This window comes from Frankia gtarii (assembly GCF_025403375.1).
In the GTDB taxonomy this organism is placed as follows: domain Bacteria; phylum Actinomycetota; class Actinomycetes; order Frankiales; family Frankiaceae; genus Frankia; species Frankia gtarii.
On sequence record NZ_JAMPTM010000159.1, the window covers coordinates 1 to 14,982 of the forward strand.

8 protein-coding genes are annotated in these 14,982 nt (G+C 73.4%); 3 read left to right on the forward strand and 5 right to left on the reverse strand.

Going from position 1 to position 14,982, the window contains the following annotated elements; genetic code table 11:
• Window positions 1-36: 36 nt before the first annotated feature.
• The 3 genes from NBZ83_RS20850 to NBZ83_RS20860 form a co-directional block, all read right to left on the reverse strand.
• Window positions 37-2,901, reverse strand: coding sequence for a PA14 domain-containing protein (locus NBZ83_RS20850; RefSeq protein WP_261575630.1), 2,865 nt, complete (start codon window positions 2,899-2,901; stop codon window positions 37-39).
• On the reverse strand, window positions 2,888-4,243 hold the full coding sequence (locus tag NBZ83_RS20855) for a glycosyltransferase (RefSeq protein WP_261569458.1): 1,356 nt from the start codon (window positions 4,241-4,243) through the stop codon (window positions 2,888-2,890). The genes NBZ83_RS20850 and NBZ83_RS20855 overlap by 14 nt, the downstream gene beginning before the upstream one ends.
• A gap of 503 nt (window positions 4,244-4,746) precedes the next feature.
• Window positions 4,747-7,761, reverse strand: a complete 3,015-nt coding sequence (locus tag NBZ83_RS20860) for an FAD-binding and (Fe-S)-binding domain-containing protein (protein ID WP_261569459.1) — start codon at window positions 7,759-7,761, stop codon at window positions 4,747-4,749.
• Window positions 7,762-7,865: 104 nt separating this feature from the next.
• Here NBZ83_RS20860 and NBZ83_RS20865 point away from each other — a divergent pair, with 104 nt between their 5' ends.
• A complete protein-coding gene (locus NBZ83_RS20865; protein ID WP_261569460.1) occupies window positions 7,866-8,333 on the forward strand; it encodes a VOC family protein in 468 nt (155 codons plus the stop codon).
• 39 nt (window positions 8,334-8,372) lie between these two features.
• Here the strand turns inward: NBZ83_RS20865 and NBZ83_RS20870 are convergent, their stop codons facing one another.
• Both NBZ83_RS20870 and NBZ83_RS20875 read right to left on the reverse strand, forming a co-directional pair.
• On the reverse strand, window positions 8,373-10,991 hold the full coding sequence (locus NBZ83_RS20870) for a HelD family protein (protein ID WP_261569461.1): 2,619 nt from the start codon (window positions 10,989-10,991) through the stop codon (window positions 8,373-8,375).
• A 478-nt stretch (window positions 10,992-11,469) separates the two neighbouring features.
• Entirely contained in the window at window positions 11,470-12,132 is a 663-nt protein-coding gene (locus NBZ83_RS20875; protein WP_261569462.1) for an HhH-GDP family DNA glycosylase, read from the reverse strand.
• Between the two features lie 282 nt (window positions 12,133-12,414).
• Between NBZ83_RS20875 and NBZ83_RS20880 the strand changes: the two genes are divergently transcribed.
• Window positions 12,415-13,449 (forward strand): Acg family FMN-binding oxidoreductase, encoded by a 1,035-nt coding sequence (locus tag NBZ83_RS20880; RefSeq protein WP_261569463.1) that lies wholly within the window; start codon window positions 12,415-12,417, stop codon window positions 13,447-13,449.
• A gap of 44 nt (window positions 13,450-13,493) precedes the next feature.
• Window positions 13,494-14,711 (forward strand): acyl-CoA dehydrogenase family protein, encoded by a 1,218-nt coding sequence (locus tag NBZ83_RS20885; protein WP_261569464.1) that lies wholly within the window; start codon window positions 13,494-13,496, stop codon window positions 14,709-14,711.
• Window positions 14,712-14,982 lie beyond the last annotated feature (271 nt).

The window sequence follows — 14,982 nt, forward strand, 5'->3', positions numbered from 1 at the left end:
GGAAGGGCGGGACGGGCGGCCCGTCCAGGCACGCGCTCATCCGACCCGCACCCATCGGGCCACGGAGGGGACCCCTGCGGTGTTCTGGGCGAACATCATGTAGTACCCCGGCGGAAGAAGGTTCGGATTGTCGGGGACGTCGACCAGGATCTGGCCGCCCTGGCTGCCGGCCGATACCGGCAGGTCGACGCTGCGCTGGTTGGGATCGGCCTGGTGGGTCACCGACGCGGGCCGAAGCAGCGTGACCCGACCGATGTCGCCGTCGACCGTCAGCGCCTGCCGCGAGCCGTAGCCGAACGTGTCGGCCGCCTGGGTGATCGCGGGCCGCTGCCGGCTGAAGTACCAGGGCCGGTAGACGGAGATCGTCTGGCTGAACGACCCGTCCAGCGGGTTGTTCCCCAGCGCCGCGACGCTGCCGTCGGGCAGCAGGAACGCCTGCGAGTGGTAGGTCCGGTCCTGGGGGTCCGGCGGGACCGAGGTGAACGTGTTCGCGACCGGGTCGTAGATCGACGCCTCGTGCACCGGGTCGGACCGCAGGTGCCGTCCCCCACCGGTCTCCAGGACCTTCCCGTCGGGCAGGATCACGACGCTGACGTACATCTTCGCCGCCGGCAGGTCCGGGCCGGGCTGCCAGTGCGGGTCGGCCTGGCGCAGGTCGATGAGGTCGGTGGCGGCGATGGCGTCGGCGCCGGCGTCGCCGTTGCCACCCCCCAGGGTCAGCACCCGCCCGGCCTGGGCCGGCGGGAGCAGCACCGAGGCGCCCTGGTCGCGCAGGTTCACGTGGCGCAGACCGGGCACGTCGTTGACCGTCGCCGTGGCCGGGTCGTAGATGTTCGAACCGGCCTCCGTCGGCGCGTTGCCGAAGGTGTGGACGCCGCCGTAGAACAGCCGCCCGTCCGACATCAGCTTCAGTTCGGGGTAGAGGCCCCAGAAGAAGTACGTCTGCGGCACTTCGGCGGCGGGCAGCCAGCTCTGCTGGGAGCTGTCGAACATCTCGGTGGCGACACTGCCGCCCGCGTTCTGGTCCAGACCACCCACGGCGAGAACGTCGCCGTCGCCCAGCGCGATCAGGCTGGGATACCAGTGGCCGCCGCCGGGCAGGTCGTTCGTCGCCGTGTACGTGTCGGCCACGGGATCGAAGATGTAGCTCTTCGCCAGGCCCTTGTAGTTGGAGGTGGCGGTGGAGTAAGCGGCCGTCCCGCCGGCCAGCAGGATTCGACCGTCCGGAAGCTGGACGTGGCCGGAGCAGAAGAGGTCATCCGCAATAGGAACATCTTTGAATTGACCGGTGCTCGGATTCCACACGCTGGACTTGAAGGTGCCCGAGTCGAAGGCGGACAGGTCGTTTCCGGAGCCGGCGACGAGCAGCACGTTCCCGGTGCGCAGGACGCTGGCGTGCACGGACCGGACGGACGCCGGATAGCTGAGCGTCTGCCAGGTCCCGCCGCAGTCGGCGGTGCATCCGCCCGGCGGCGGGGCCGACAGCGGGACGGGGTCGCCGCCGCCGGTGTAGTCGACGCGGATCTGCGCCCCACCTGCCCGGTCGTAGTACTCGGTGATGATCGTGTGGGTGCCCGCGGTCACCGTCAGGGTGGCGGTGAAGGTGGTCGGGCCCTGGTCGTTCCAGCCGTCGATCGCCCGGGTGCCGTCGACGTAGACGCGCACCCCGTCGTCGGCGGTCGCGGTGATCCTGATCGGACCGGCGGCGAAGCGGTCGACCCGGGTCCAGCGGGCGGAGAAGGCGTCCGGGCCGATGCCGGGCAGGCCCGGCCCGCTGTCACCGAAGTCGTGGCGCAGGCCGTTCTCGCAGCGTGCCGGCGTCGGTGTGCCGGCGAGCGTGACGTTGTCGAAGTACTGGGCCGACCACTGCAGGCCGTTGCACACCGGCGCGGGGGTGAGGGTGTAGCCGACCCGAGCGGTCGCGCCCCCGGAGCGCTCGTAGTACTCCGCCCGGACGGCGTGGCTGCCGGCGGTGACCTCGACGCTCGCCGTGTAGGTCGTGGGGCCCTGGTCGCGCCATCGGTCGATGATCGGCTGGTCGTCGAGGTAGACCCGGATCCCGTCGTCGGCGGTGGCGGTGACCGTCAGGGTGCCGGCGACGAAGGTCTCCGTCCGCGTCCAACGGGCGGAGAAGTTGTCGGCGCCGATGCCGGCCAGGCCGGGACCGTCGTCACCCCAGGCGTAGTCGACACTCGCCGAGCAGCGGGGCACCCCGGTGCCGCTCAGCGTCCGGTTCGAGAAGTAGGTACCCGCCCATTCGCCGGCCGCGCAGTCGGGCCCGGGGCCGCGCGGCTCCCCCGGCCCACCGGTGAGGTCGAACTCGACCATGGCGCCGCCGGCGTTCTGGTAGTACTCGACGACGATCGTGTGGGCACCCGCGGCCAGCGTGCGGATGCCGGTGAACGTCTGCGGGCCGTGGTCACCCCAGCCGTCAACGACGGACTGCCCGTCGATGAGCACCCGGACGCCGTCGTCGCCGGTCACGTTCGCCGTGTAGGAGCCGGCGGCGAGAGTGACCTGGCGCGTCCAGCGCACCGAATAGCCGACGGTGCCGATGCCGGTGACGCCGGGGCCGTTCGCCGACCAGTCGAAGTCGATCGTGGCGTCGCAGCGCTGCCCGGCCGGGTCTCCACCGAGACCGGTCCCGGCGTGGAACTCGGCGTTCCACTGATCGTCCGAGCAGGTCTGTGCCTTCGCCGCCGGCGAGCCCGCGGCGACCAGCAGGACGAGCTGCCCGACGGCCGAGACCAACACCACAGCGACCAGGGCCCGGCCCGACCGAACTGGACGGCCCGACCGAGCTGAACGGCGCGACCGCGGCGTACGTGCCCGCAGCGCCCGCGGCCGCACCTCACCTGGCCGCAGCTGCGGTTCACGCAGCCGCGGTTCACGTGGCCGCATCGGAGGCCTCCTCCCCCGGTGTGCCAGCCGGCCAGGACAGGCCGCCCGGCCGATTCACGCCCGGCCGGCGGCTCGGCCGGCTGGTTCGTGCCGATCCGAAGGGCGCCCGCGTCGGCGCGGGCGAGGCCGCCGCGGCGGGCGTTGTCGGCGCGGGTGATCCCGCCGGCCGGCGGCGGTAGACCAGCCGTTCCACCACCAGGTAGCGGACGATCACCGCGGCGGCCAGCGACAGCAGGGTCGCCGTGCCGAGGCCGACCCCCCACCGGCCGACGAGCAGCGCGAGCAGCGGCAGCCGGACGACGAGGTCGAGATTGTTGATGATCGCGAACGCCGGGTAACGTCGCCGCCGCGACCCGGCCTGACGGTCCCAGACCAGCAGTTCGCAACCGACGAAGTTCCAGGCGATCGCGAGCTGCGTGGCGAGGATCGCCGCGGCCAGGTAGTGCAGGCCGAGATGGTGCAGCGCGGCGGTGCCGAGCAGGTTCGGGACGGTGCCGGACGCCCCGACCAGGGCGAACCGCGCCGGGCGAGGAACCCGCAGCGAGAACAGCCGCCGGGCGAACCGGACCCCCTCGGACATCGAGGCGTTCGACGCACCGGCGTGCCGCTCGGCGAAGGCGTAGCCGACCTCCCGGATGCGCAGCGGGCCGGCGGTGGCCAGCAGCTCCAGCAGGATCTTGTAGCCGTCGGGGCGCAGCCCCGCCTGGTCGACCGCGGCCACCCGGACGAGGAAGAAGCCGCTCATCACGTCGGAGACCCCACGCAGCCGCCGCGGGAACGCCAGCCGACAGAGCAGGTTCGAGCCGGTGGAGACGAGGTGACGGGTGGCCCCGGCGAGGCCGGAGGCGCTGCCTCCGGGCATGTACCGGCTGCCGATGACCACATCGGCGTCGTCGTGCTCGGCCGCGGCGAACAGGGCGGGGATCGTCTCCGGCGGGTGCTGCAGATCCCCGTCGATGATCACGGCGTAGGGGGCCGCACACAGGGCGAATCCCTCGCTGACCGCGCCGCCGAGACCACCCACCCGGTCCCGCGGCGCGCGGTGGTGCACCCGCACCGGCAGGCCCACCGTCGGCCGGACCCGGATGATCGCCTCGGGCGTTCCGTCGTCGGAGTCGTCGACGAAGATGACCTCGCTGGCAAGGCCCCGCAGCGCGTCGTCGAGCCGGCGCAGCAGGGGTTCGACGTTGTGCGCCTCGTTGCGCGTCGGCACCACGACGGACAGTCGCGGCGCCACCGGCGCCACCAGCTGGTCCGGCGGGGTGCGGGGCAGGGGCAGTGCCGGCCGGCGTAGTAGGCCGGTGAGGTCGTCGGGAAGACCACCGGTATTCGTCGGCGTCATCGCGGCTGGCCTCCGCCCGGTCCGCGCACTATCAGGAAGCGGGCCAGCGCCGGATGGTCCCCGTTCCCCGTGGCGGCGGCCACCGGCAATGCGGCACAGCGTCTGTCGGGCCTGGTTGTACCGATGAGCATGGTGAATTTCCCCCAGCTGCAGCCGAAAAAAATAAACAGCGGATCGGGCCAATTTCCCTGACACCCCCGGCCCGATCTCGGCCTGACAACTCCCGAGGCCGAGCGAAAAATTACCGTACGGTCGCGACAGGTGTGCACGGGTTCCCACCAGGCACACTCCGAGACACAACCGACGCCGCTACGCGACCCGTCGACAGACCCAACCGTCGTGGAAATCCACGACATTTCTCCCGACAATCCTGCGTATCTTTACCGGCGCCCATGACCCACCTACGCTCGCGACCGCGGGCGGGACGACAAAAGGCATCGACGTCAAAAATTCCGATGCCGGACAAACAGTCCTATCGGCCGGATCGAACGAGTCCGGACCGGTTACACCTGCGCCGAGCCCGCCGCGTCAGGTTGCGACGGTCGGGGGCTCTGCGCGCCAGGGGCGACGGACGGGGGCACGGCGAGCAGCTCGGCGAGATGGCGGCCGCGCCGGGTGGTGACGTGCGCGGCCTGGGTCCGGCAGGAGAAGCCGTCGGCGAGCAACACCGCGTCGGCGGGAGCCGCCGCGGCCGCCCGGCCGATACCCCGCTCGGCGATCGCGACGGAGACGTCGTAGTGCCCGGCCTCCATCCCGAAGTTGCCGGCCAGGCCACAGCAGCCGGCGAGCACCTCCAACCGGGCGCCGGCCGCCGAGAGCAGGTCGCGGTCGGCGGTGAAGCCCATGACCGCGTGCTGGTGGCAGTGCGGCTGGGCGAGCACCCGCACCCCGTCCAGGCGCGGCGGCGCCCAGCCGGGGGTGGCCGCCAGTAGCTCGGCCAGCGTGCGGACCCCGCCCGCCACCAGCGCCGCGGCCGGATCGTCGGGAAGCAGCCCGGTCAGGTCGCCACGCAGCACCGCGGTGCAGGACGGCTCCAGACCGACGACGGGCGTGCCCGCGCGGACGTATGGCGCCAGGCCGGCCACGGTCGCCCGCAGCCGTCGGCGTGCCCCGTCGAGCTGGCCGGTGGTGATCCAGGTCAGCCCGCAGCACAGCGGGCCGGGCGGCACGATCACCCGGTAGCCGGCGGCGGACAGCACCTCGACCGCCGCCCGGCCGACCTCGGGCGAGAACGACTCGGTGAACGAGTCGATCCAGAGCACCACGTCCCGGTCCCCGTCATCTCGCCGCGGCGCCGCCTGCCGCCACCAGCGGCTGAACGGCTCGACCGCGAACGCGGGAACGTCGCGGCGGGGATCCATGCCACCGAGGCGCAGCAGGGCCCGCCGCGGCACGGGCCGGGACAGCACGGCGTTGACCAGCGCGGGCGCCCTGCCGGCGAGTCGGGCCCAGCGCGGCAGCCAGCCGAGGACGTAGTGGCCGACCGGCCGGATCCGGCGACGGTGCGCCCGGTACAGCACCTCGGACTTGTAGGTCGCCATGTCCACCCCGGCCGCGCAGTCATGCGCACAGGCCTTGCAGGACAGGCACAGGTCCAGCGCCTCGGTGACCTCCCGGGCGGCGGGGCCGCCCCGGACCAGCGTCCCGTTCGCCATCTCCTGCAGCACCCGGGCTCGCCCGCGGGTGGAATCCTTCTCGTCCCGGGTTGCCAGGAACGACGGGCACATGAACCCGCCTGCCGCCGACGTGTCGGCCCGGCACGTCCCGAGCCCGACGCAGCGATGCACGGCCCGCCCGAAGTCCCCGGCATCGGTGGCGAAGGCGAAGCCGCCGGCGAGGGGCAACGGGCGGGCGGCGGGCAGGCGCAGGTCGGCGTCGACCGGCCGGGGCCGGACCAGTACACCCGGGTTGAGCAGGTCCGCGGGGTCGAACAGGTGCTTGAACCCGGCAAAGGCGGCGATCGCGGCCGGCGAGTACATCCGGGGCAGCAGCTCGCTGCGTGCCCGGCCGTCGCCGTGCTCGCCCGACAGCGACCCACCGTGCGCGGCGACCAGGTCGGCGGCCTCGCCGAGGAAGGCGCGCAGCCGGCCCGGCGCGACCTCGAGCGGCAGGTCGAGCCGGACGTGGACGCAGCCGTCACCGAAATGGCCGTAGGGCACCCCGGCCAGCCGGTGGGCGCGCAGCAGCTCCTCGAAGTCGCGCAGGTAGGCGCCGAGCCGCTCGGGCGGCACCGCGGCGTCCTCCCAGCCGGGCCAGGCCGGCTCGCCGTCGGCGGTCCGTCCGGCCAGCCCCGCACCGTCCTCCCTGATCCGCCACAACGCGCGGCTCTCGGACCCGGTCGCCAGCACGCGAACCGCCGACGTCCCCGCGTCGGCCGCCAACGCCTGGCCGGCCGCCACGGCCTGCTCCGGGGTATCTCCACCGACCTCGACGAACAGCCAGCCGGTGCCGGCCGGCAACGCCGGCACCGCGCCCGCCCCACGGTGGCGGCGGACGATGTCGACCAGCCGGGCGTCCATACCCTCCATCGCCAGCGGCCCGTGCGCCCGCAGCGGCACCACGGCGTCCGCGGCGGCCGGCATGTCGGGATAGCCGAGCACCACCATGGCGGTCGCGGGCGGGGGCGCCACCAGCCGCACGGTCGCGCCGAGCACGACCACGCAGGTCCCCTCGGTGCCCACCAGCGCCCTGGCCAGGTCCGCGCCCCGCTCCGGGAGCAGGTGCTCCAGGGAGTAGCCGGACACCTGGCGGCCAAATCGCCCGAACTCCGTGCGCAGCGTCGCCAGGTTCGCCCGGACGAACGCGTCGAGCCCGGGGATTTCGTTGCGCTCGCCGGCGCCGACGCGCCACCGGCGACCGGTGCCGTCGAGCACGTCGAGGGACAGGACGTTGTCCGCGGTGCGACCGTAGGCGATCGCGCGCGAGCCACAGGCGTTGTTGCCGATCATCCCGCCGAGGGTGCAGCGGGCGTGGGTGGACGGGTCCGGGCCGAAGCGCAGGCCATGGCGGCCGGCGGCGGCCTGCAGCCGGTCGAGGACGACCCCGGGTTGCACGGTGGCGGTGCGTGCGGCGGGGTCCAGCGCGACAATGCGGTCCAGGTGCCGGCTGACGTCCACCACGACGCCGGGGCCGACCGCGTTGCCGGCGATCGAGGTGCCGGCGCCCCGGGTGGTCAGCGGGGTGCCGGTGGCCCGGCAGACCTCGGCGACCGCCGCGATGTCGTCGACCTCCCGCGGGAACACCACCACCGCGGGCGGCACCCGGTAGTTCGACGCGTCCGAGGAGTACTCCGCCCGCCGCCGGGCGGAGGCGTCGACGGCAGAGCCGTCGACGGCGGACGCACCCGGCCGCTCACCCAGTGCCGACCGCAGCCGGGCGACCAGCTCGGCCCGGTCCGTGCCGCCGGGCTCGGCGAGATCCGCGCGGCCGGCGGGCCGAAACTGTCGGACCCGCGGGAGACGATGCCCCCGTCCCGCCCCGAGCGGCGCCTGGTCCCGCGACCTGTCCTCGTCCCGCATCACCCAACCATCCTGGCCGCTGGACCGAGCCGCTCGCACGGGATCGGGCTATTCGTCGCCTTGTGCCCGATCCGTCCTAGCTGTTTCGTCATCAGGAGTTGACTATGAATGACATCTCCCCCATCCCCAACAACGAGCCCCGGCTGAGTCCCTACCTGTGTGTCGCCGACGCGGCCGCGGCGATCGAGTTCTACACCGCCGTGCTCGGTGCCACCGAGCGTGTACGCATGCCGGGGCCCGGCGGGAAGCTGGGCCACGCCGAACTCGACCTCGGTGACTCGGTGCTCATGCTTTCCGACGAGTTCCCCGAGGTGGGTGCCCTGAGCCCGGCCTCGGTCGGCGGGTCACCGGTGACGATCTCGCTGTACGTCGAGGACGTCGACGCCACCTACGATCGCGCCCTCGCCGCCGGCGCCACCGCGGTGCGACCGGTGGCGGACCAGTTCTACGGCGACCGGTCCGGCCAGTTCACCGACCCGTTCGGCCACCGCTGGAGCATCGCCTCCCGGATCGAGGAGGTGCCCCCGCAGGAGGTGGCGGCCCGGATGGCGGCGATGGGCGACGGCGGCTGAGCCGGTCGGTCACCGACCGCCGGATCACCGACCGTCAGATCACCGGCGGTCAGGGCATTCCTGGTCGAGGCCGCCCAGGACCGGCGGGAGCTCGCCGGAATGGACGACGCTGAGCGAGCGGGTGGCCCGGGTCAGCGCGACGTAGAGATCGGCAAGGCCCCGGGTCGGCTCGGTGAGCAGCGCGGCCGGTTCGACGAGCACCACCGCGTCGAACTCCAGGCCCTTGGTCTCCGCCACGCTGAGCACCGCGACCGGCGCGTCCAACGCGTTGCCGGCGGCGCTGGCCGGGTCGACCGAGTCGGCGACGACGGCCAGGTCGGGCAGCAGGGCCATCAGCGCCGAACGCAGGGCCAGCACGTCGCGGGGCCGCGTGATCACAGCCACGCGGCCGGGGCCCCCCGCCGCCTCCCGTCTGGCCGCATGTGCGACGGCGGCCAGCAGCTGCGCGGACGGCTCACCCGCGGGGGACGGCGCGTCCCCCAACAGCCGCGCGAGCCCGGGAACGTCCTCGACGGCGACGTCGCCGACCCGCAGCGCCGTGGGTCGGCGGCCCACCGCGCGGACCGAGACCGGTGCCGTCAACGACGGGTTCTGTGCACGCAGAACCTCCGCCGCGACGTCCATGATCTCCTGCGGGGTGCGGTAGTTGACGCTGAGCCGTTCCACCGTGAACCGCTCGTCGACCACGGGCGCCAGCAGCTCCGCCCAGCTCGTCGGCGCACCCGGCCGGGCAGTCTGGGCGAGGTCCCCGACGAGGGTGGCCGTGCGCCCCGGGCAGCGACGCCACAGCAGCCGCCACAGCATCGGGGAGACCTCCTGGGCCTCGTCGACGATCAGATGGCCGAACGCCCAGCTGCGGTCCTCCCGGGCATGCTCGGCGGCGGAACGCCGCACCCGAGGGCCGGACCAGCGGTCGGCGAGCGCCGCCGCGTCGATCTGCCCCTCCAGGCCCAGCATGTCGACCACGCCGCGGGCGTACTCGCGTTCCTCCGCCCGCTCCCGGTCGGCGCGCCGGGCCGCCTCGAGGCCCGCCTCCTCCTCGGGGTCCCCGAGCAGCTCGGCTGCCTCGTCGAGCAGCGGCACGTCCGCCGGGGTCCAGCGTCGCTCGCCACCGGCGGCCCGCGCAGTGGTGGGCCGGTCGGCGGCGACGGTCGGATCACCCGTGCGCGGGACCGGAATCCTGGACGCGGCCCGGGGACCGGCGGAGCCGGCGCCCGCGGCGGTCGGAAGCAGGTTCGCCGCAGCGAACAGGTCGTCGGCGTCGTCCACCGCCTCCGGACCGCCGACGCCGGCGGCCTGCAACGCCCGCGGCCCACCGGCGCCGGGCAACGACCGGCCGGGCAGCGACCGGCCGGGCCGGGCCGGGGGCAGGTCCTGCAACAGGGTTCGTTCGGCCGGCCGCAGGCGGCTGCCCGCCGCCCGGGCGAGCGCGTCCGGGTCGGCGAACAGGTCACCGATGAGCTGCTGCGGCGTCAGCAGCGGCCACAGCCCGTCGAGAACCGTCCGAATCTCCTTCTCCGCCCACAGGTCGCGGGTGATCTGCCCGCGCTCGTCGGCGTCGAGCAGGCCGCCGGGAATCTGACGGACCACCTGGGTGGTGAGCTCGGCGAGCAGCTCGCGCAGGAAGACCCGCCGGGCCGAGTTGTGCGGGCGGCGGCTGCGGCGGGCCCGGGTGCGGGCACGGGCGACGGTGTCCTGGCCGAGCCGCAGCACATGGTCGTCGTAGTTGATCACCAGCTCCTGGTGGGGCAGGCGCTGGCGGTCCCGGACCGCCCCGGCGACTACCTCGGCCATCCGTGGGTCGCCCTTGAGGGTGGCGACCTCGACCGGTTCGGTGCCGGTGGCGTCGACCCCGGGAAACAGCCGCCCGGGGGTCGCGAAGACCACCCCGGTCTCGCCGAGCGACGGCAGCACCTGATCGATGTAGCGCAGGAACACCGGGCTCGGCCCCACGATCAGCACACCGGACTGGTCGAGCCGGGCCCGGTCGTTGTACAGCAGGTAGGCCGCGCGGTGCAGCGCCACCGCCGTCTTGCCGGTCCCCGGGCCGCCGTCGACGACGAGGATGCCGTTGGCCCGGGCCCGGATGATGCGGTCCTGCTCGGCCTGCAGAGTCGCGATGATGTCGTGCATGCGGCCGGTACGCGGCGCCGCGAGCGTCTCCAGCAGCATCGAGTCCCCGGACTGTGCCACCGCGCCGCCCGGCGCCGACCCGATCGGCCCCAGTGGGTCGTCCGCGATCCCGGTGACCTCCCGTCCCCGGGTGCGCAGGTGCCGGCGACGGACGAGGCCCTGCGGATCGGCGAGGGTCGCCCGGTAGAAGGCGGTGGCGACAGGGGCGCGCCAGTCGACGAGGATGGGCTCCTGCTCGCTGTCGGACAGCCCGATCCGCCCGATGTAGGTGCGCCGGCCGTCATCATGATCCATGGCGCCGAAGCAGAGCCGGCCCTCGGCCGCGTCGAGGCGGGCGAGCCGGTCGGCATGCGCCGCGGCGAACACGTCCCGCTCGACGATCGACTGCGGAGTGCCCGTGCCGACGTTGAGCAGCACCCCGCGCAGCTGCTCCCGGGTGATCTCCCGGACCTCGTCCAGCCGGGTGTACAGCGTGTCGAGGTAGGCCTGTTCACGGGCGCGCTCGACATCCTGCATGGTCGGCACCGGCGCTCCTCCCGGTCGGTTTCGGGTTCGATGGCTAGATCGGCTCACGTCGGCTTCGTCGCCGGTCGGCCTGCGAGGCTACGCCGCTGCGCCGACGTCGCACCGGCGTAGCTCGCCAAACTCCGGTGCGACAGCCGATCCGACCAGGCGGCCGCAGGCTCCGGCCGCCCACCATGGCCCGACCTGCCCGCCAGGCGCGGACCGGTGAGCAAGAAAGATTACAACACCCTCCACGCGAACCATCCCGGCCCGCCGCGCAGACCCGTATCCGGCCAGGCTGCGTCGGCGGATCAGGTGGACAGAAGACCACGACGGCGACGGCGTCCCGAACCGTACCCGGGCACGGTGGCCGCAACGCCGCACCGGCGCGTGTTCCAGGTTACGGACGTCGGACCAGGACGTCTGATCACCCATCCGTCTGGGCTGCGCCAAACGGGGGGTGCAGGTCAGAACACGGTGTGGTCCAGACGGTGAGGAGTCAGGAGTGGTCGGAAGCCGACTCCCGCAGGTCGCCGACGTCGCGCTCCTGCCGCACCCGGACCAGCGCCGCGACCAGCCGGGGCAGGTCGGCGCGGTCGACCAGCTCCAGGAACTGCGGCGGGCTGGTCGGCAGTCCGAGCTCGCCCGCGGTGCGGCGCACCCGCTCGTCGAGATAGGGGACAAGCTCGTCCCAGCCGGCCTGGGCCTCGCCCAGGAAGATATCGGCCCCCACCGGGCCGATACCCTTGATCTTCTGCAGCAGCGCTCGCTCGCGGTCCGGGAAGTGGTCCGCGGCCTCACGCAGGTGCCGGATGTCACCGTCGTAGGTTTCCGACAGGTGGCGACTGGCGTCGGCGAGCTGGCGGGAGGCGCTCTCGTCGTAGCGGGCATAGCCGTTGCGGTTGAGGACGCGGGTGCGCTCCTCCCAGGTCGCCTCGGCCATCGACGCGGCATCCGTCCAGCCCGCGTCCATCAGCGCACGGGTGGCCTGGGCGGCCGCCGCGGTCCGGATGCGGGCGCTGGCGAGCAGGGCGAAGACGGTCAGCCTGAACATCGCCTCGGCGGTGTCGGCCGGCACGTCCGCGTCGATCTCGTCGGCGTACGTCCGCCCATGGCGGGTGAGCAGCTCGGCGACCACCGCCTCGGTGTCAGTTCCAACCATGCACTGGGACTACCCCCGCTGCCCGCGCCCACTCCGGCGCCACCGGCCGCCGGCGACCGGCCAGCGCCCTCGGAGATGATTTCATCGCCTTTCGCCGGTGCCAGCAGGTCGCCGGTACCAGCAGGTCGTCGGTGCCAGCAGGCGGACGAGGCGCGGGACACCTGCCACTCGACTCCCGCCGCACGGCCGTCGGTCCCGACCTGTGGGTTCCGGTCGGCGCATGCCCCGAACGCGATCGTCCCGCAGGCTGGGGGTAGATACTCGAGAGGAAGGGAGGCTGACATGTCCAACGATGCACAGCGGTCCGCACTGCTCCCGTTGTCGCCCGGCCTGGCCCGGGAGGTGGTCGCGGCCGCCGCCACGGCGCCCTCCATCCACAACACCCAGCCCTGGCTGTGGCGGCTCGAGGCGGACGGACTGACTCTCCTCGCCGACGGCTCCCGTCAGCTCGACATCGCCGATCCCGAGGGTCGGCAGCTGCTGCTCAGCTGCGGCGCGGCGCTGTGCAACGCCCGGCTGGCGCTGCGGGTGCGCGGTCTGGAGCCGGCCGTCGAGCTCGTGGCGGACGGCGATGACTTCCGCTCGAAGCGCCTGGCCACCGTCACGATCATCGGGCAGCGGCCCGCCGACGACGCCGAGCGGGCCCTCGTCGAGGCCATCCCCCGCCGGCACACCGACCGCCGTCCCTTCGACGACCAGCCCCTGTCCGAGGACGTCATCGCCCAGTTGCGCGACGCGGCCGAGGCGCACGGCGCCTGGCTCACCGCGCCGACCGATCCGGGCCTGCGCGTGCAGGTCAGCGTCCTGCTCTCGCGGGCGGACTGGATCGAGGAGCACAACGACGACTACCGCAAGGAGCTGGCGTCGTGGAGCCGGACGGCGCCCGCCCCCGACGGCATTCCGCGCAGCGCGGTCGTCCACTCCGACGCGCCCCGCCAGTCCGAGTTCCCGATGCGTGACCTCGACGTGGTCGGCGAGGCGGGCACGCTGCTGCGGGAGTACGACGTGGAGCGGCCCGGCATCCTGCTGATCGGCACCGATGCCGACACCACCGCCGACCGGCTGCGGGCCGGTGAGGCGATGCAGCGGGTGTGGCTCACGGCGACGGCGCTCGGCCTCGCCACCTCGCCGATGTCGCAGGCGATCGACGTCGAGGGCATGCGCGAGCAGTTCCGCGGGGCCACCGGCGGGCTGGGGCACGTCCAGATGATCCTGCGAGTCGGCTACCTGCGGTCGGATACCGAGCCACTCGGCCCGACCCCGCGGCGCCGCGTCGACGACGTCCTCGACGTTGCCGGCTCCGACGATCGCGTCTGACGCGGCGTCGATGAGCGGAGGGCGTCGATGAGCGGAGGGCGTCGATGAGCGGAGGGTTCGGGCTCGACCTGAGCGACGAGCAGCGGGAGCTGCGTTCCTGGGTGCACGGTTTCGCCGCCGACGTGGTCCGCCCCGCGGCATCGGACTGGGACGAGCGTGAGCAGACACCGTGGCCGATCATCCAGGAGGCGGCGAAGATCGGCCTGTACGACTTCGACGCCCTGGCCACCCTGTGGGCGGATCCCACCGGCCTGTCGCTGCCCCTGGTGTCCGAGGAGCTGTTCTGGGGCGATGCCGGGATCGGAATGTCGATCATGGGCACGACGCTCGGCGTCGCCGGCATCGTCTCCGCCGGTACCCCCGAGCAGATCGGCGAGTGGGCACCGCAGTGCTTCGGCGATGCGGCAGACCCGAAGGTCGCCGCGTTCTGCGTCTCGGAGCCGAGCGCCGGCTCGGACGTGTCGGCCATGCGGGTTCGGGCCCGGCACGACCCCACCACCGACGAATGGATCCTCAGCGGCCAGAAGGCCTGGATCACCAACGGTGGCATCGCCGCCGTCCACGTCGTCGTCGCCTCGGTGGATCCGGAGCTGGGCTCACGTGGCCAGGCGGCGTTCGTCGTCCCGCCGGGCACCCCCGGTCTCAGCGCGTCCCGCAAGATCCGCAAGCTGGGCCTGCGGGCCTCGCACACCGCGGACGTGTTCCTCGACGACGTGCGGGTCCCGGGGCGCTGCCTGCTCGGCGGCCGGGAGCGGCTCGACGAGCGCCTCGCCGCCGCCCGCACCGGCCGGCGCGCCTCCGGCCAGGCCGCGCTGGCGACCTTCGAGGTCACCCGGCCCATCGTCGGGGCCCAGGCCATCGGCATCGCGCGCGCCGCGTACGAGTACGCCCTGGCCTACGCCCGTGAGCGTGAGCAGTTCGGCCGGCCGATCATCTCCAATCAGGCGATCGCCTTCGCCCTCGCCGACATGCGGATGGAGATCGACGCGGCCCGGCTGCTCATCTGGCGGGCCGCCTGGATGGGCCACAACGGCCGGCCGTTCGAGGCCGGCGAGGGGTCGATGAGCAAGCTCAAGGCCAGCGAGGTCGCGGTCTGGGCGACGGAGAAGGCGGTGCAGATCCTCGGCGGTGCCGGCTACAGCCGCGATCATCCCGTGGAACGAATGTTCCGCGACTCCAAGATCTACACGATCTTCGAGGGGACGTCGGAGATCCAGCGGCTCGTCATCGCCCGGGCGATCTCCGGGATGCACATCCGCTGACCTCGCGCGGGGGTCATTTTCCCGAAAGCCGCCGAGATACGGGGTCTGCACGGGCACGTGGCGGTTTGATCGGACCAGACCGGGTTGCTCACGGTGGCGCCCGACGTTCGGGGGCGTCGCTGGCCCGCCGGCGGCGGCCCGGTCCCGACTCGGGGGGTCCCGGGGGCGCCGACCACCGCGGTGTCCCCGGGGGACTCCGGGGACACCGCCACCCGAGATCGTCGTCGCTCCCCTGCCGATCCGGAGGCTTTCGTGTCCGGTTCATCTCCTG